General features: G+C 58.6%; 15 protein-coding genes and 1 pseudogene. 4 read left to right on the plus strand and 12 right to left on the minus strand.

All coding sequences use genetic code 11. From position 1 onward, the window contains the following. Positions 1–118: 118 nt before the first annotated feature. A complete protein-coding gene (gene hxpB, locus ABLU50_RS03760) occupies positions 119–787 on the minus strand; it encodes a hexitol phosphatase HxpB (protein WP_087832798.1) in 669 nt (222 codons plus the stop codon). 188 nt (positions 788–975) lie between these two features. Here hxpB and ABLU50_RS03765 point away from each other — a divergent pair, with 188 nt between their 5' ends. Continuing rightward, the gene (locus tag ABLU50_RS03765; RefSeq protein WP_087832799.1) at positions 976–1,512 is read left to right on the plus strand and encodes a YniB family protein; all 537 of its coding nucleotides are present in this window, start codon (positions 976–978) and stop codon (positions 1,510–1,512) included. A 29-nt stretch (positions 1,513–1,541) separates the two neighbouring features. Here the strand turns inward: ABLU50_RS03765 and yciA are convergent, their stop codons facing one another. The 5 genes from yciA to ABLU50_RS03790 all read right to left on the minus strand — a co-directional run bounded on the left by yciA (position 1,542) and on the right by ABLU50_RS03790 (position 6,269). Then, the gene (gene yciA / locus ABLU50_RS03770) at positions 1,542–1,940 is read right to left on the minus strand and encodes an acyl-CoA thioester hydrolase YciA (RefSeq protein WP_002901629.1); all 399 of its coding nucleotides are present in this window, start codon (positions 1,938–1,940) and stop codon (positions 1,542–1,544) included. A 98-nt stretch (positions 1,941–2,038) separates the two neighbouring features. Beyond that, positions 2,039–4,222 (minus strand): TonB-dependent siderophore receptor, encoded by a 2,184-nt coding sequence (locus ABLU50_RS03775; protein ID WP_087832882.1) that lies wholly within the window; start codon positions 4,220–4,222, stop codon positions 2,039–2,041. Positions 4,223–4,492: 270 nt separating this feature from the next. After that, positions 4,493–5,032 (minus strand): septation protein A, encoded by a 540-nt coding sequence (locus tag ABLU50_RS03780; protein WP_004203842.1) that lies wholly within the window; start codon positions 5,030–5,032, stop codon positions 4,493–4,495. Positions 5,033–5,086: 54 nt separating this feature from the next. After that, entirely contained in the window at positions 5,087–5,830 is a 744-nt protein-coding gene (locus tag ABLU50_RS03785) for a YciC family protein (RefSeq protein ID WP_004203845.1), read from the minus strand. A 25-nt stretch (positions 5,831–5,855) separates the two neighbouring features. Next, the gene (locus ABLU50_RS03790; protein WP_004203847.1) at positions 5,856–6,269 is read right to left on the minus strand and encodes a YkgJ family cysteine cluster protein; all 414 of its coding nucleotides are present in this window, start codon (positions 6,267–6,269) and stop codon (positions 5,856–5,858) included. Positions 6,270–6,538: 269 nt separating this feature from the next. On the opposite strand from ABLU50_RS03790, the gene ompW reads away from it, so the two are divergent. Further along, a complete protein-coding gene (ompW, locus tag ABLU50_RS03795) occupies positions 6,539–7,177 on the plus strand; it encodes an outer membrane protein OmpW (protein WP_004203849.1) in 639 nt (212 codons plus the stop codon). A 78-nt stretch (positions 7,178–7,255) separates the two neighbouring features. Here ompW and ybiX read toward each other — a convergent pair whose 3' ends face one another. Both ybiX and ABLU50_RS03805 read right to left on the minus strand, forming a co-directional pair. Continuing rightward, complete coding sequence (gene ybiX, locus ABLU50_RS03800) at positions 7,256–7,933, minus strand: PKHD-type hydroxylase YbiX (RefSeq protein WP_023318024.1); 678 nt, start codon at positions 7,931–7,933, stop codon at positions 7,256–7,258. 48 nt (positions 7,934–7,981) lie between these two features. Further along, on the minus strand, positions 7,982–10,267 hold the full coding sequence (locus ABLU50_RS03805; RefSeq protein WP_087832800.1) for a catecholate siderophore receptor Fiu: 2,286 nt from the start codon (positions 10,265–10,267) through the stop codon (positions 7,982–7,984). 364 nt (positions 10,268–10,631) lie between these two features. Here ABLU50_RS03805 and ABLU50_RS03810 point away from each other — a divergent pair. Next, positions 10,632–11,164 (plus strand): annotated as a pseudogene (locus ABLU50_RS03810) (LysR family transcriptional regulator); the annotation flags it as partial. Positions 11,165–11,318: 154 nt separating this feature from the next. Here ABLU50_RS03810 and ABLU50_RS03815 read toward each other — a convergent pair. Continuing rightward, positions 11,319–12,266 (minus strand): zinc-binding alcohol dehydrogenase family protein, encoded by a 948-nt coding sequence (locus tag ABLU50_RS03815; protein WP_087832802.1) that lies wholly within the window; start codon positions 12,264–12,266, stop codon positions 11,319–11,321. 74 nt (positions 12,267–12,340) lie between these two features. Here ABLU50_RS03815 and ABLU50_RS03820 point away from each other — a divergent pair, with 74 nt between their 5' ends. Further along, on the plus strand, positions 12,341–12,823 hold the full coding sequence (locus ABLU50_RS03820; RefSeq protein WP_087832803.1) for a MarR family winged helix-turn-helix transcriptional regulator: 483 nt from the start codon (positions 12,341–12,343) through the stop codon (positions 12,821–12,823). 3 nt (positions 12,824–12,826) lie between these two features. Here the strand turns inward: ABLU50_RS03820 and trpA are convergent, their stop codons facing one another. From trpA to trpCF, 3 genes are read right to left on the minus strand one after another with little or no spacing between them, the layout of a single operon-like run. Then, positions 12,827–13,636, minus strand: coding sequence for a tryptophan synthase subunit alpha (trpA, locus tag ABLU50_RS03825; protein ID WP_004203859.1), 810 nt, complete (start codon positions 13,634–13,636; stop codon positions 12,827–12,829). Continuing rightward, positions 13,636–14,829, minus strand: a complete 1,194-nt coding sequence (gene trpB / locus ABLU50_RS03830; RefSeq protein ID WP_004203860.1) for a tryptophan synthase subunit beta — start codon at positions 14,827–14,829, stop codon at positions 13,636–13,638. The genes trpA and trpB overlap by 1 nt, the downstream gene beginning before the upstream one ends. A gap of 9 nt (positions 14,830–14,838) precedes the next feature. Beyond that, positions 14,839–16,197 (minus strand): bifunctional indole-3-glycerol-phosphate synthase TrpC/phosphoribosylanthranilate isomerase TrpF, encoded by a 1,359-nt coding sequence (gene trpCF / locus ABLU50_RS03835; protein WP_087832804.1) that lies wholly within the window; start codon positions 16,195–16,197, stop codon positions 14,839–14,841. Position 16,198: the final 1 nt, after the last annotated feature.

The raw sequence follows: 16,198 nt of genomic DNA on the forward strand, positions 1-16,198 counted from the left end.
CGATAACGCCACCTGTACCCAGCATAGAGGTAGGAAAACAAAATTACAATTAAAATGAAACGATGTTTTGATTTTCTTTGCTGGCGGGTGGCGGCGATCGCGTCACCCGCCAGCGGTCTTACCCGAGCAGCGCCTCGACGGTCAGGGCCTGCAGTGACGGCAGCTTGACGTCCGCCAGCACGAAGCGCGGGTCGCGGCTGTTCTCTGCTTCCGGCACGACGATAGCGCGCATGCGCGCAGCTTTGCTGGCGATCATGCCGTTGACCGAGTCCTCCAGCGCGACACAGCGCTGTGGGTCGACCCCGAGGGCGGCGGCGCAGTTGAGATACACCTGCGGGTGCGGTTTGCTCCAGGGCAGATGCTCCGCCGAGGCGAGGGCATCAAACTGGTCGCGCAGCTCGAACATATTGAGCACTTTCTCCAGCATCACCAGCGGCGAGGCTGAGGCCAGCCCTACCTTCAACCCCTGGGCTTTGCACAGGGCCACCGCCTCGCGCACCCCCGGCAGCAGCGGACGTGAGGCTTCCACCAGTTCGATGGCGCGACGGATAATGCGCGCGGTGGCTTCTGGGCGGTCTACGCCGCGCCACGGCTGCTGCGCGTACCACAGATCCACCACCAGGTCGATTCGCAGACCCAGCTGGTCGGGCAGTTCATCGCGGCGGCGGGTATCCACCCCCAGGCTCTCCATGACCTCGACCTCCGCCTGATCCCAAAGCGGCTCAGAGTCAATCAGCAACCCGTCCATATCAAAAATCGCAGCCTCAATGCGGCGCTTCGCTGACATATGTCCTTCTCCTGTTGCGTAATCAGATAAACGAATCGGCATTCATGGTATATCATACCGCGCGTTATTGGGCGAAATTCGCCGTGGAAGATAGACTTATACCCGACACATTCGGGTAAGCGAGGGGCGCCTGCGCCACGCAACGGGCGGCAGGCGAACCACTAACGCGTCTTTAACAAGGGGAACTCATGACGTACCAACAAGCTGGACGCATTGCGGTCATCAAACGTATTTTGGGATGGGTCATCTTTATTCCCGCCGTGCTGTCGACGCTGATTTCTGTCCTCAAATTTATGTATGAGCACAGTGAAAAGAAACCCGGCATTGACGCGGTAATGATGGATTTTGCGCACGTCATGATTGAGATGATGCGCTTTAACACGCCGTTCCTGAACTTTTTCTGGTACAACTCACCGCTGCCGGATTTTCACCATAGCCTGAACATCGGCTTCTGGATTATCTTCATTATGGTGTTCGTCGGCATGGCGCTGCAGGCCTCCGGCGCGCGGATGGCGCGGCAGGCGAAATTTCTCCGCGAGGGGATTGAGGATCAGCTGATCCTCGAGCAGGCGAAAGGCGCGGAAGGGTTAACTCGCGAGCAGCTCGCCGAACGCATTGTGGTGCCGCGACATACGATCCTGGTGCAGTATTTCCCGCTGTACGTGCTGCCGGTGATGGTGATTGTTATCGGCTACTTCTTCTTCTCGCTGCTGGGCTTTCTCTAAGCCAGGTGCCCGGTTAGCCGGGCGCCATCTTATTCGGCCGGCAGAGGGCGGGGTTTACCCTGATTATCGACGGCAACGTAGATAAACAGCGCTTCCGTCGCCTTGTAGCGCTGGCCAATCGGTTCTGAAGAGACTTTTTTCACCCACACTTCGATGTTAATGGTCACTGAGGTATTGCCGCGCTTCACGCAGCGGGCATAGCAGCACACCACGTCGCCTACGGCCACCGGGCGTAAAAAGGTCATCCCATCCACGCGCACGGTCACCACGCGACCCTGGGCGATCTCTTTGGCCATAATGGCGCCGCCGATATCCATCTGCGACATCAGCCAGCCGCCAAAAATGTCCCCGTTGGCATTGGTATCTGCCGGCATTGCCAGGGTGCGTAAAACCATTTCGCCCTTCGGGGCGAGATCTGTTGTTGTCATGCTCTACTCTGTTGTGGTCAAAGACGATCAGCGGGATGCTACTATGAAAACGGCGTAGAGAGAATAGGGCTGGCGCCCGCGGAGGCGGGCGCAGTGGTTCAGAAAGAGAGGGTCACTCCGGCGTAATACGCGCGTCCAGGCTCATTGTAGGTCGAGGCGCCGGCATTTTCGCGATACAGTTGCTTATCAAAGAGGTTACTTATGCCGGCATTCAGGCGAATATCCCGGTTGAGCTGATACTGGGTGCCGATCCCCACGATGGAATAGGCGCCAACCTCGGTGGTGGCAAGGGTTCCGGTTTCGTTGCGGATCTCTGCATACTGACGCGGCTTCTGACGGCCATAAAGCGTCCAGTTGACATTCGCCGACAGGGCGTCGTTTATCTGCCAGTCGAGCATCGTGTTAACGGTATATTTCGGGATAACCGACAGCGGGTTGCCTGTCTCTTTACTTTCAGATTTGAACATCCACGTGGCATTGGTCCGCCAGCTTAGGATATCAGCCAGCACCGGGATCAGCAGATTGCCTTCCAGCCCCTCGACCACGGCTTTGCCGCCGTTCTGCCATTGCAGAATATTATTGCCGCTGGAGGTATAGCCCAGCACCTCGGTTCCGGAGACGATTTTGTTTTTGTAATCGTTGCGGAACCAGGTGACCCCGGCAGCGTAGCCATTAAGGTTAAATTCGATACCGATCTCTTTGTTAATACTGATTTCCGGATCGAGGTCAGGGTTGCCCAGCAGATAGCAGCTGCCTTCGGCGATAGTGTTTGGACAACCGTTGCCGCGGGTGGAGAGCAGATAGCCTTCACTGGATTGATAGAGGTTAGGCGCTTTAAACACCCGCGCGATACCGGCCTTCAGCGTGAACATATCGCCCAGCGCCTGAGACAAATTGAGGCTTGGGCTCCAGTTGCTGCCAAACTGATTATGATAATCGAAACGAATGCCGGGGATCAGGTTGGTGCCGGGCACGGCTTCGATATTATCTTCCAGATAGATACCGGTGAGGGTGGCGCTGTTTTTGGTGCGACGTTGTGCAGGGTCGCCGGAGGTCCCAGGGATAGTCTCCCCATTGCTGTTAGTGGCCTGCATCGATGCCGGGTCGTCGAGCTGATCATGGTTCCATTCCATGCCCAGCGTCAGCGTCTGATCCGCCAGCCAGAAGAAAGGCACATTGAATTCGGAGGTAGTACGCCAGGATTCCAGTCGGCTGGTGGCATAATCCTCACTGTTGATCATGCCTTCGACGCGGCCGGTGGAGCCTTCCTGCAGGCGGGTATTGTTGGTTTTCTCGTAGTAAACCCCCGCTTTGGACTGGCCCCAATCCCAAAGACCGTTGTAGGTCAATCCCCAGGACTGGCGATAGAGGCGATTCGTTTCGTGGCCGTACAGGGAATCGACCAGCCCGTTCGGGCTAAGATTGCCGTTGCTGTACTGGGTATCACCTGCATAGATATTCCCCTGACGGCTATAGGCGTAGCTGAAATCGAGAATTTGTTGCGGGGTCATTTTCCATGACAGCAGGGCGTTAATATCTTTATTGCGTACCCCTTCGCGTCCCGCAGCGTAGGAGCCGTTTTGCGCATGGTTAATATCCCAGGCGTCGGGTTCCGTTTTATTGATATTGCCATACAGGCGCATTGTCAGCGCTTCGCCGGCCAGTGGGCCGCTGAGATTGAAGTTAGCGCGATTAGTCGTGCCTTCCTTGTTGTTTTCCGGCTGATTGGTAAAAAAAGACAGGGAACCGTGCCAGTTGTTGGTCGGGCGTTTGGTAATAATGTTGACCACTCCGCCGGCCGCACCGGAACCATAACGCGCGGCTGCCGGGCCGCGGAGGACTTCAATTCGCTCGACCATCTCGGCAGGGACCCAGTTGCTGTCGCCCCGGGTATCGCGTTCGCCGCGCCAGCTATAGCGAACCGAGTTACGTGACGTGGCCGGTACCCCATCTATCAGGATCAGGGTGTTCTCCGGCCCCATGCCGCGGATATCAATCTGGCGGTTGTTGCCCCGACTGCCGCTGGCGCTGTTGCCGGTCAAATTCACCCCGGGCATTTTACGGATGATGTCTGAGAGATCGTTGACCGGTGGCTGTTTTGCAATATCATCTGCCGTGATAATCGACACCCCGGGCTGTTGCTTGAGCGCCTCTTCCGCCGTACTGCGCACAATCATTGTTTCGGTATCTTGTTCTGACTCTTCTGCAAAGGCGTTAGGGGCAAGGAGACTGGATATGACCAGCGCCAGGGTCGTGGGGACATAATATTGCGGCGATCTCATGTAAATATCCTTTTCAAAACAATTCAAAATGAGATCGAGAATATTAATGATAACAATTATCATTACAATGTAACGAAATGAATCTCCATAAAATCCTCACAATTAGCGCAATTTTTTACGCTGCCGAGTGAAATCGTGAAGGGAGCCTGCGCTGTGGGGCCGGGAAGCTGTCAGGTTACGCGCGGAGGTGGTGGTGGCAGGGACGGTTGGCCAGCGCAGCAAGGGTACCCGGGGCGAGCGCGGCGCGCGGGTGGCGCGCCGGTGGAGGCGTTAGTGGTGGTCGTCCTGCGGCATATGACGGTAGATGTAGATCCCGCTCAGCAAGGTAAAGACCAGCGTGAGGGCAGTTAAACCGAAGACCTTAAAGTTAACCCAGATATTCTGCGGCAACCAGAAGGCGATATAGATATTAGCCAGCCCGCAGAGGATAAAAAACGCCGCCCAGGCCAGGTTAAGGCGCGACCAGACCTGCTGCGGCAGGGTCAGCTCTTTACCCAGCATGCGCTGGATAAGCGGCTTTTTCATCACCCACTGGCTGAAGAGCAGCGCGCCGGCGAACAGCGCATAGATCACCGTCACCTTCCATTTAATAAACTCATCATTGTGGAAGAAGAGGGTTAATCCACCGAAGACGGCCACCAGCACGAAGGTGATCAGCGCCATTTTTTCGATTTTACGGTAGCGCACCCAGCTGTAGATCAGCACGATGGCGGTCGCCACAATCAGCGCAGTGGTGGCGGCGTAGATATCGTAAAGCTTGTAGAAGGCGAAGAAGACCACCAGCGGTAAAAAATCCAGAAACTGCTTCATACATCGATCCCGTCTGTCAGGACGGACCGGGAAATTCCCCGGTCCAGGTTAAAATTAGCTACGGATAAGCATATACACGCGGAATAAATAGATCAGCAACAGGGCGGAAATCAGGTTGCTGAGGGTGTTAATCACCACCGCGCCGACGTTTGGCGTCAGGGCGGCAAAGCTGGAAGCAAACAGTAACAGCAGAGTTTTCGCCACCAGCCAACCGATAATGGCCGGCGCCACTAGCCGCAGATTGGCCCAGGCCAGGCGCATGCTGCTGCGCATGGCGCCGAGGATGCCCATTTTGTCTTGCACCAGCATGATTGGCGCAAAGGCCAGCACAATGGCCAACAGGACGCCGGGCACCAGCACTAACATCATCCCCATCTGCACCAGGAAAGTGGTGAAGAGGATCAGCAGCAGCAGCTTTGGCAGCACCGGCGCCGAGGCGCCGATGGCGCGCAGGGCGCTGACGCGATGACCGGCAGAGACCAGCTGGATAAGCAGCAGGACGCCGCCGGCGAGGATCGCATTGCCCACCAGACCCGAGAAGGTTGATGCCGCCGAGGCGCGCAGCAGAACCTGCTGCTGCTCCGGCGTCATATTCTGCACCAGCTCGAACAGGCCTGCGCTACCGGCGAGGTTGTCGCCTTCGCTGAGTATCGACAGCTGCTCGTCGCTGGGTGAAAAGGCATGGCCAAGTACTACCGTAATGAACGCGCACAACAGCGCAATCAGCAAAATGGTAATGAACTGATTACGAAAAAAATTCCCGGTGTCACGGTAGACGGACTTCGCCGTGATAGACATGCATTCTCCTTGAGTGTCGCAGGTGTTAACTAGCCGGCGATTGTACCGCAAATCCTTCCGTCGTAGCACTCTCTGCGCCGGTCAGGGCAGGTATATCTTTGTAAAGAGGCCGCAATGGCGGCAGGCCATAGCGCGCTCGCGCCCGGTTGCAGGCGTCGTTTTCCTCGCCGTTTTCCCCGGACATGGCGAATTCGCGACATGGCGAAGGACGATTTTCATAGATAGTGCAGTGGACGGCGTCGCCGATCTCGCCCGATAGCGCCGCGCAGCGGCTCTGGCGTTGATTAGTACCGCTCATACAGCGCAGGAAGGGGGTCAGGGGCTCGGTCAGCGCGGCGGGCACCAGGCCGCCCGCGTCGTCGGCTTCCGCCCAGTAGAAAGAGACTCGAAAATACGCACAACAGGCACCGCACGTCATGCACGGGTTGATTTCACTCATAATTACACCTGAAAAAAACGCATCAACACAGATTGTCGGCAGTTAACTTATCCAGCCGCCTCAGCGGCGGCAAGAGGGGCAGAAATAATTTTTTTCGCGAAAAGTGAAAATTGATGTGCGAAGGATTTAGCGTATTGCGATCGGTATCAAAAATTAATCTGGATCAATAAATGTTAAATCTAAGGTTTTAGTGTGATCTAAAACAGATCAAACGTAACTCGTTATAGGTATATTTGGCCGCGCTGAAAAACCATAATGAGGAAGTGGATATGAAGAAGTTAGCAGCGGCGGCATTGATTCTAAGCACTCTTACTACCGGCAGCGTCTGGGCGCATGAGGCGGGTGAATTTTTCATTCGTGCCGGGACCGCTACCGTCCGACCGACGGAAGGCTCTGACAATGTGCTGGGCAGCCTGGGCAGTTTCAACGTCAGTAACAATACTCAGCTGGGTTTAACCTTTACCTATATGGCGACCGATAACATCGGGGTGGAACTGCTGGCGGCTACGCCGTTCCGCCATAAGGTTGGTACCGGGCCAACTGGCACCATCGCTACCGTCCATCAATTGCCACCCACCCTGATGGCGCAGTGGTACTTTGGCGATGCGCAAAGCAAGGTGCGTCCGTACGTGGGGGCGGGGATTAACTACACCACCTTCTTTAATGAAGACTTTAACGATACCGGCAAGGCGGCCGGGCTTTCCGATCTGAGCCTGAAGGACTCCTGGGGCGCGGCAGGGCAGGTCGGCCTCGATTACCTGATTAACCGTGACTGGCTGCTGAATATGTCGGTGTGGTACATGGATATCGACACCGATGTGAAATTCAAAGCCGGCGGTGTGGACCAGAAAGTCAGCACCCGCCTGGATCCGTGGGTGTTTATGTTCTCCGCAGGCTATCGGTTCTAACGCCTGCTGCAAACTGGCCAGCGGACGGCCAGTCTGTTGCCTCCTCACCCCTCCCTGCGATAAACCTTCGCCTGCGGATCACACTTCAGTCCACTGGCGCAGCAGGTTGTGATACATATTGAGCAGGGAGAGGACCTCTTCCCCGTCGCCAAAGCGGGTTTTGAGAGACTGGATCGTGCGGTCCAGGTCGTAGAGCATCGCGCGCTGCTTATCGTCGCGGACCATCGACTGGATCCACAGGAAAGAGGCCTGGCGAACCCCGCCGGTGACCGGGGTGACGCAGTGCAGGCTACTGGCGGGATAGAGCACCAGATGTCCGGCCGGGAGCTTCACCCGGTGCTGGCCATAGGTATCTTCAATCACCAGTTCGCCCCCTTCATAGCTTTCCGGCTCGCAGAGGAACAGCGTCGCCGAGAGGTCGGTCCGCATCCAGCCCGCATCCCCGTTCTGGCGCACCGCGCCATCGACATGAAAACCGTAGGTCTCCCCCGGCCCGTAGCGATTAAACAACGGCGCGGAAATCGTCCGCGGCAGCGCGGCGGAAAAAAACTGCGGATGGCCGCGCAGCGCGTCGAGTACGGCGGCCTGCAGACGGGCATACAGCGGCGTGCGGGTATCGATCTGCTGGTTTTGTTTGACGGTCGCCCCCTGGCTGCCGACGGTAACCCGCCCGTCAACCCATTCGGCCTGCGCCAGCAGGCGGCCATATTCAGCCACCTGGTCCGCCGTCAGCACGTCAGGAATGTGATACATCATTGCGGTGTTCTCTCAAAAAGGTGGGGCGCGATGGCCCCACGTACAGACTCAGAAATGGACGTTCGCCGTCAACATAAAGGTACGGGGTTCGCCCGGATGATAGCGATAGCCGCTCTTGTTGATGGAAGCCACGTAATCGGTATCAAACAGGTTGTACATATTGAGCTGCAGATCGAGATTGCTGTTGACCCGATAGCCCAGTTTGGCGTCGGCGACCCAATAGCCCTCGGTGTGATCCGGGGTACCCACCGCGCCATCGCTGCCCCGGCGCAGGCTTCCGACATAGCGCACGCCGCCACCGACGGACAGATCGCTGGTGGCCTGATACTGCGTCCACAGCGTAAAGGCATGTTTCGGGGTGTAGGCCAGCGCGGAAGAGCCATCCTGCGCCACATTCTGACCCTCTGTCACCGTGGCATGCTGCTGGGTGTAGCCGGCGATGATTGTCCAGTCCGGGGTCAGGTTCCCGGTTGCGGAGAGCTCATAGCCTTCCACGCGCTTTTTGCCGTACTGCGACCAGGTTCCGTCATCGTTGGCGGCCACTTCGTTTTCAATATCGGTGCGGAATAACGCCGCACTGAGCAGCAGGCGCTTGTCGAGGATTTGCCACTTGGTGCCCAGTTCGCTGGATTTCGCCTTCTGCGGTTTAAAGTCGGTCCGGTTGGCGCTGTTGCCGCTACCGCTGGCTGCCAGCGCGAAGCTGCTGCCTCCCGGCGGTTGCTGCGAGATGGCATAGTTGACGTAGATATTGCCCTGCTCGGTTAAGCGATACAGCGCCCCGGCCTTCCAGTTAACCAGGTTACCGGATTTAGCGGTATCGACAGTGGTGACCGGGCTGCCGGTCGACTGTCCTGGCGGGCAGGCGACAGCCCCGCGTCCGCTGCCGCCGCAGGCGGTGGCGCTGTCATATTTGGTATGGTAACTGTCGAGACGCAGCCCACCGTTGACCTCAACCCGATCGGTCAGCGCCAGCGTATCAAAGGCATAGATACCGAAGGTATCGGTCTGGCCGTTGGCGTTCGCCCCGTTTCTGTCCAGCCCGCCAATCGACAGGCTGCTCACCGGATGATAGAGATTCACCGCCGGAGCGGTCAGGGCGTTGACGCCATAGTTAGTCTGGTTTTCCCGGGTAAACTCCACGCCGGCGCTGACGTCATGGCCTATCGAACCGGTATTGAAGGTCGAGGTGATATTGGTCTGGTTGGTCAGAATGCGGTTGCTGACATCTTTGGTATTAACCAGACGTGACCAGCTCCAGGTATTGACGTCATTGATGTCGGGGGCGGTGATATTGCTCGCGCCGCCCATCACCGCGGTCAGGAGATACTCCTGCTTCACACGCGACCAGCGGGTGGTATTGCGCACGGTGGTATTGTCCGTCAGATCGTGTTCAAAGCGCAGGGTGCCGCTGTCGGTGGTGGATTTATCGTAATCGGAGTCGGTGCCATAGAAATTGCTGGTATCGACCTTACCGGCGGAATTGAGGGCGGCATACTTCGGCGAAGGCGCCGAATAGCCCGGCAGGCCGACGGTGGGGATCCCGCCATCCGGGGTGTTATTCTGTCGGACGTGGAGATAGTTCAGATACAGACGGGTGGGCGTATCGAGGCCGAAGGCCAGGGACGGGGCAATGCCGTAGCGCTCGTTCTCAATCTTATCCCGGCCGGCGTCGTGGGTTTTTTCGCCCATCAGGTTGAGGCGAAACGCGGCGTTGTCGCCGAAGGCCTGGTTAAGGTCAAGGGTACCCCGACGCGACCAGGCGCTGCCGATGCTGACGGATCCGTCGATCCCGGAGTCAAGGCGCGGCTGCTTGCTGATCATATTGATCGAGCCGGAAGGGGCGCTGCGGCCATAGTCCGTGCCGGCGGGCCCTTTGATGACTTCCACCTGCTGGGTATTGAAGGTATCCCGCGTCACGCTGCCGATATCGCGAATGCCGTCGACATAAATACTGTTGGAGGTGTCCACGCCGCGCATAAAGATGGCGTCCCCGGTGGTTGAGCTGCCATTCTCCCCGGCGTAAAACGCCCCGACGCCGGGGACGTTTTTGAGGGCGTCAGTCAGGTTGGTGACGCCCTGATCTTTAATGACCTGTTCGGGGATCACGGTGATGGTGCGAGTGGTATCCACCAGTGGTTTATTGAACTTGGGATCGGCGGAGGCTCCGGGAGAATAAAGCGAAGGCGGGGCGGCTTCCACCACCAGCGTCTCTTCATTATTTTTGACTGATTTTTCGGCTGCCATGCCGGTTGCCGGCGCGGCTCCCAGACACAGACCTGTAAACAATGCCAATGAGTTGAAACTGCCAAACGGCAGAGAAGTGTTTTTTTCCATGATAAATGCAGGCTTATTTTTTGTTATTAGCACATATCACGCCGCGCAAAAGCGACGTTATTCGTCGTCTGGCTTGCGCTGACCCGGCGTGATTCTATAAATGATAAAAAGAATAGTTATCATTCGCCTTAATATTTACACAGAAAAGTTGACGTTTAAACTGATTTCTTCACCACCGTTTACAAATTTCATAAATTTTGAACAAAAAAGGCGGGTGACCTCGGTAAAGGCGGCAGGGCAACGCGGAATATAGCGCGGTGACCTTGGATAACAGACGCCGGGCGGGCGCCGAAGGGCGCCCTGAGGCTGGCGTCCCGGCGGGCTTACCAGGGCACCGTGCGGCCGTGGCCATCCAGATACTCCAGTCCCGGGCGCCGCCCGCCGTTTCGGCCTTAGCACTTCGGCGATGAGCGGAACGTTAACTCGCTTGCGGCACGTGACCGGCGATCCCCTGCTGGTGCGGGCCGGACGCAAAATGGTGTTCACCCCGCATGCGCAGCGGATCCGCAGCAAAACGCACAGTGTGCTGAGCGATATGCGCGCGGTGCTCAATCCAGTTTACCGCCGCGGCGGCGATAGATGCAGAGCGCTATGTCGCCTGGGGACATGTTATCGTTTCCCGGCATGGGATCGTATATGGGCTGGTGGATGACCAGCTGGCAGAGCGGGGCGGGGGCTGTACCGGCGCATCGCCGCCGTCGTGCCGGGCTTCAGCGCCGCGCTGGGGCTGATGCCGGCCTCCTGCGTGCGTCATCCTTCGCCGCAGGGGATAGTAAGTTTTCCGCTGCCGGTCAGCACCGGGGTGATTACGGTGTGGCAGGCGTGGCGTCCGCGCCTGGAGCAGGCCCCGGCCACCGCTGGCTGCGGCAGCGGGTGCGAGAGGTGTGTCGCGAGTAAAAAAAAGCCCGCACAAGTGCGGGCAAAAATACTGGAAGCAATGTGAGCAATGTCGTACTGAATACCTGAGTTATTTACTCAACTATTCAGTGATGAGAAAGATAATATTTCTCATTTAAGATATCAACCCCATCTTTTGTGCGGAAGCGATTTTTTATCCGAGGGTGAAAACCGTACGCTTCTGGCTGTCGTCCTGCGGCCAGGCCGTAGCGATCTCCTGCAGCGGCCGCGGGGTGGTGGCGATGGTCAATTTCCCCGGCACCGCCGCCTGCAGCATTTCGCCGGTCGCCGCCAGCAGCTGCGGCATCGTCAGGCTACCGATCCCGCTGCCCATCAGCAGGAGCGGGGCGGAACGCAGAACCGCGCCATTTAACGCGATATCGGCGCCAGCCAGGGACCCCACTTGCACATAGCGCACCGGTCTGCCGGCCGGGGTATATTTGGCCAGGGCCGGCAATAATAATTCCGCGCTGTGTCCCCACAGATAATCGATGACCACATCGATCTGCGCGGCGCTGACCGCTGAAAACTGTGCAGTTAACGTCTTATCATCCGCCGTTAACTGAATACATTCATCGGCGCCGATCGCCGCCAGCGACTGCGCATTGCGTCCGGTCGCAATGATTTTTTTTGCGCCCAGGTAGCGGGCAATCTGCACCGCCAGCTGACCGGCGCTGCCGGTGGCGCCGTTAATCAGCACCGTTTCGCCGGCCTGAAGCTGGGCGCGAGTCACCAGAGACGCCCACGCGGACATGCCGGGGTTGGCCATCGCCGCCGCCGGGATATCATCGAGCTCATCCGGCAGCGGCAGGCAATTCTGCAGGGCGACCGGCGCCCGCTGCGCCATACTGCCGAAGGGGGCAGTGGGGAAGGCGAAGTAGACGCGCTGGCCCTGGGATGTAGTGCCGACACCATCGATACCGGGTACAAAAGGCAGATTGCCGTCGAAGCTGTAATGGCGTCCTGATGCCCGGGCCTTGACCACATGGCTCATCGCGGCGGCGCGGACGTCAATAAGCGTCTGGCCGGGCGCGGGCTGCGGCTCGATGAAATCGGCCCAAACCGGGCCTTCTGCGAGATCAAAAACCACGCCTGCTTTCATAAATTATCTCCTGTCGGGAATTATGTGTAAAATACACATATTGTTTTGCAGCACTATACGCGGAAAATTAATACATGCAAGATGCACATAATAGCTACGACATTACCGACTTTCACGGCGCGCTGCTGGATATCATCAGCGTGATGAACCAGCCGGTGCGCGACGAGCAGATCCTCCAGGCAGCTGGCGTCAAGCTGGAACAGATGCTGTTTCCGCTGCTGGTGGCGGTAGGGCGCTATGGCCCGGTGGGGGTGGTTGAGCTGGCGGATCATTTAGGGCGCGATTACACCACCGTCAGTCGTCAGGTGAAGAAACTGGAAGCCCAGGGGCTTGCCGGTAAGCAACCGAACCGTCATGACCGACGGATCAGCGAAGTGACGCTTAGCGCCAGGGGACAACAGATGATCGACAGGATCGCCGTCGCGCGGCGGCGGTTAATTAATCAGGTGCTGGCGCAGTGGCCGGAAGATGAAGTGCAGGCGCTGTTTCGCTTAACGCGCAAATACGCCGACAGTTTGCAGAAATCATCGCCGCCTGGCGTGATGCCAGGCGGCTGACGGTCAGGCGGTTTTGGTCGCCGCCTTCAGGCTCTGGACGAAGGCTTTCAGCTCGTCGAGCATGGTTTGTGGCTCATCAAGATGACGTTCGATGATTTTGACGATGGCGGAACCGGAGATCGCCCCGGCGGCCCCGGCGTCAATGGCGGCGCTCACCTGCTCCGGCGCGGAGATGCCAAAGCCCTGCAGCGGCGGCGCAGCGTGATATTCCGCCAGCTTCTCCACCAGATGGTGCAGCGGCAGCGCAGCGCGATTTTCCGCACCCGTCACCCCGGCGCGCGACAGCAGATAGGTGTAGCCGCGGCCATAAGAGGCGATCTGGCGCAGTAAATCGTCATCCGCGTTGGGCGGGCAAATGAAAATTGGCGCGATGTTATGGCGCATCGCCGCCTGGCGGAACGGGGCGGACTCTTCCACCGGCACGTCGGCTACCAGCACCGAGTCGACGCCGACGCGGGCGCACTGGGCATAGAACTCATCGATACCCGGGCTGAAGACGAGGTTCGCGTACATCAGCAGGCCGATTGGGATCGTTGGATGCTTCTGGCGGATCGCCGCCAGCATCTCAAAGCACTGCGCCGGGGTTACCCCCGCGGCGAAGGCGCGCAGGGCCGCGCCCTGGATGGTCGGGCCGTCCGCCAGCGGGTCGGAGAAGGGGATCCCCAGCTCAAGGGCATCGGCGCCGCCTTCGATCAGCGCATCGATAATTTTCAGCGACTGCTCCGGTCCCGGATCGCCAAGGGTGACAAAGGGGACGAAAGCGCCTTCCTGGCGGTTTTTCAGTTGGGCAAACAGCGTCTCATAGCGTTCCATCAGATTTCCCCTCGCGCTTTCAGGATGTCGTGTACGGTGAAAATGTCTTTATCGCCGCGGCCGGAGAGGTTAACCACCAGCAGTTGCTCTTTTTCCGGGTTCTCGCGCATCATTTTCAGCGCATGGGCCAGAGCGTGAGAGGACTCCAGCGCCGGGATGATCCCTTCGTGGCGGGAGAGCGCTTTAAACGCCTCCAGCGCTTCGTCATCGGTGATCGACACATAGTCGGCGCGCCCGGTGCTGTTCAGAAACGCGTGCTGCGGCCCAACGGACGGGAAGTCCAGCCCGGCGGAAATGGAGTAAGATTCCTCGATCTGGCCGTCGGCGGTTTGCATCATCGGCGACTTCATCCCGAAGTAGATCCCCACACGACCATGCTTCAGCGGCGCGCCGTGCTCCCCGCTTTCGATACCGTGCCCGGCAGGCTCCACGCCGATCAGGCCGACGCGGGTTTCCTCGATAAAATCAGCGAACATGCCGATGGCGTTTGACCCGCCGCCGACGCAGGCGATCACCGCGTCCGGCAGACGGCCCTCTTTTTCGAGGATCTGCGCTTTGGTCTCTTCGCCGATCATGCGCTGGAATTCACGTACGATGGTCGGGAACGGGTGCGGACCGGCGGCGGTGCCCAGCATATAGTGCGCCTTCTCATAGCTGCCGGACCAGTCGCGTAGCGCCTCGTTACAGGCATCTTTCAGCGTGGCGGAGCCGCTATGCACCGGGATCACCTCGGCGCCCATCAGGCGCATACGGAAGACGTTCGGCGACTGGCGCTCGACGTCCTTGGCGCCCATGTAGATACGGCATTTCAGACCGAGCAGGGCGCTGGCCAGCGCTGAGGCGACGCCGTGCTGACCGGCGCCGGTCTCGGCGATAATTTCGGTTTTGCCCATCCGTTTGGCCAGCAGAGCCTGGCCCAGCACCTGGTTGGTTTTGTGCGCGCCGCCGTGCAGCAGATCTTCGCGTTTCAGGTACAGGGTAGTGCGGGTCCCTTCGGTCAGGTTCCGGCATTTGGTCAGGGCCGTCGGACGACCGGCGTAGTTTTTCAGCAGGTCGGTGAATTCCGCCTGAAAGGCCGGGTCCTTCTGCGCGCTGACAAAGGCCTCTTCCAGCTGGCGCAGGGCGGGCATCAGGATCTGCGGCACATACATGCCGCCGAATTCGCCGAAGTAGGGGTTCAGTAAAGTGCTCATTATTGCTCCTTAATATGCGCGCAGCGTCTGGAATACGGAGGCCAGCTTGCTGGCGTCTTTAATCCCGGGTTGCGACTCTACGCCTGAATTGAAATCGAGTCCGGCACAGCCGCTTTTGGCCGCTTCCACACAGTTATCGGCGCCGAGGCCGCCAGCCAGCATGACGTTGCGCAGGTCCTGGCCCTGCAGCAGGCTCCAGTCAAAACGTTGGCCGCTGCCGCCCTGGCCGTTGTCGAGCAGATACTTATCGACATGGCGGAGTGTACGGGACGGCAAGGTTTCGCCAACGGTCAGCGCTTTCCAGATGCGGACGCTATCCGCGAGGGCGTCGCGCAGCGCGTCGATATAGGCCTGGTCTTCATCACCGTGCAGCTGTACTGCGGCCAGCTCCAGGGCCTGGGCGCGGGCGACCACCTCATCCAGCGGCGCATTGCGGAAGACGCCGACGTACTGCAGCGGCGCGGAGGCGATCACCGCTTTAGCCTGGGCGTCATTTACCGCCCGCGGTGAGGTCGGGACGAAGATCAGCCCACCGTAGATGGCGCCAGACTCCCAGGCCACCTGCGCATCCTGCGGGCGCGTCAGGCCGCACACTTTGTTCTCGCCGAGCAGCACGCGCTTGACCGCCGCTTCCAGATCCGCCTGCTCCATCAGGGCGGAGCCGATCAGGAAGCCATTGGCGAAGTGGCTCAGCTCACGCACTTCGGCATAGGTATGGATGCCGGATTCGCTGATCACCGTGACATCCGGGCCGAGACGCGCCGCCAGCTGACGGGTGCGGTTGAGGTCAATCGACATATCGCGCAGGTCGCGGTTGTTGATGCCCACCACCTTCGCCTTCAGGGCGATGGCGCGCTCCAGCTCCTCATCATTGCTGACTTCGGTGAGCACGCCCATATTCAGGCTGTGAGCCACCGCCGAGAGCTGACGATACTGTTCATCGTCGAGCACCGACAGCATCAGCAGGCAGGCGTCGGCCTGATAGTAGCGCGCCAGGTAGATCTGGTAAGGGTCGATGGTGAAGTCCTTACACAGGATCGGCTGCGGCGCGACCTTGCTGACAATCGGCAGAAAATCGAAGCTGCCCTGGAAATATTTCTCATCACACAGCACCGAGATCGCCGAGGCGTAGTGTTTGTAGATGCTGGCGATCGCCGCCGGATCGAAATCTTCGCGAATCAACCCCTTCGACGGCGAAGCCTTTTTGCACTCGAGAATAAACGCGGTGCGGGTGCCGGCCAGCGCGTCATAGAAATTGCGCTGCGTCGGGACGACCTCATTCTGAAAACTGGCTAACGGTTGTTGTTGTTTGCGGGCTTCCACCCAAATCGCTTTGTCGGCAACGATTTTTGCTAAAACGGTCTGCATT

This window comes from Klebsiella sp. GG_Kp173, from assembly GCF_040062415.1.
Classification (GTDB): Bacteria; Pseudomonadota; Gammaproteobacteria; order Enterobacterales; family Enterobacteriaceae; genus Klebsiella; species Klebsiella quasipneumoniae.

What these genes read in the sequence shown, in the direction of transcription:
- hxpB (WP_087832798.1), bottom strand. Translation starts at nt 787, where the DNA reads ATGTCAGCGAAGCGCCGCATTGAGGCTGCGATTTTTGATATGGACGGG.
- ABLU50_RS03765 (WP_087832799.1), top strand. Translation starts at nt 976, where the DNA reads ATGACGTACCAACAAGCTGGACGCATTGCGGTCATCAAACGTATTTTG.
- yciA (WP_002901629.1), bottom strand. Translation starts at nt 1,940, where the DNA reads ATGACAACAACAGATCTCGCCCCGAAGGGCGAAATGGTTTTACGCACC.
- ABLU50_RS03775 (WP_087832882.1), bottom strand. Translation starts at nt 4,222, where the DNA reads ATGAGATCGCCGCAATATTATGTCCCCACGACCCTGGCGCTGGTCATA.
- ABLU50_RS03780 (WP_004203842.1), bottom strand. Translation starts at nt 5,032, where the DNA reads ATGAAGCAGTTTCTGGATTTTTTACCGCTGGTGGTCTTCTTCGCCTTC.
- ABLU50_RS03785 (WP_004203845.1), bottom strand. Translation starts at nt 5,830, where the DNA reads ATGTCTATCACGGCGAAGTCCGTCTACCGTGACACCGGGAATTTTTTT.
- ABLU50_RS03790 (WP_004203847.1), bottom strand. Translation starts at nt 6,269, where the DNA reads ATGAGTGAAATCAACCCGTGCATGACGTGCGGTGCCTGTTGTGCGTAT.
- ompW (WP_004203849.1), top strand. Translation starts at nt 6,539, where the DNA reads ATGAAGAAGTTAGCAGCGGCGGCATTGATTCTAAGCACTCTTACTACC.
- ybiX (WP_023318024.1), bottom strand. Translation starts at nt 7,933, where the DNA reads ATGATGTATCACATTCCTGACGTGCTGACGGCGGACCAGGTGGCTGAA.
- ABLU50_RS03805 (WP_087832800.1), bottom strand. Translation starts at nt 10,267, where the DNA reads ATGGAAAAAAACACTTCTCTGCCGTTTGGCAGTTTCAACTCATTGGCA.
- ABLU50_RS03815 (WP_087832802.1), bottom strand. Translation starts at nt 12,266, where the DNA reads ATGAAAGCAGGCGTGGTTTTTGATCTCGCAGAAGGCCCGGTTTGGGCC.
- ABLU50_RS03820 (WP_087832803.1), top strand. Translation starts at nt 12,341, where the DNA reads ATGCAAGATGCACATAATAGCTACGACATTACCGACTTTCACGGCGCG.
- trpA (WP_004203859.1), bottom strand. Translation starts at nt 13,636, where the DNA reads ATGGAACGCTATGAGACGCTGTTTGCCCAACTGAAAAACCGCCAGGAA.
- trpB (WP_004203860.1), bottom strand. Translation starts at nt 14,829, where the DNA reads ATGAGCACTTTACTGAACCCCTACTTCGGCGAATTCGGCGGCATGTAT.
- trpCF (WP_087832804.1), bottom strand. Translation starts at nt 16,197, where the DNA reads ATGCAGACCGTTTTAGCAAAAATCGTTGCCGACAAAGCGATTTGGGTG.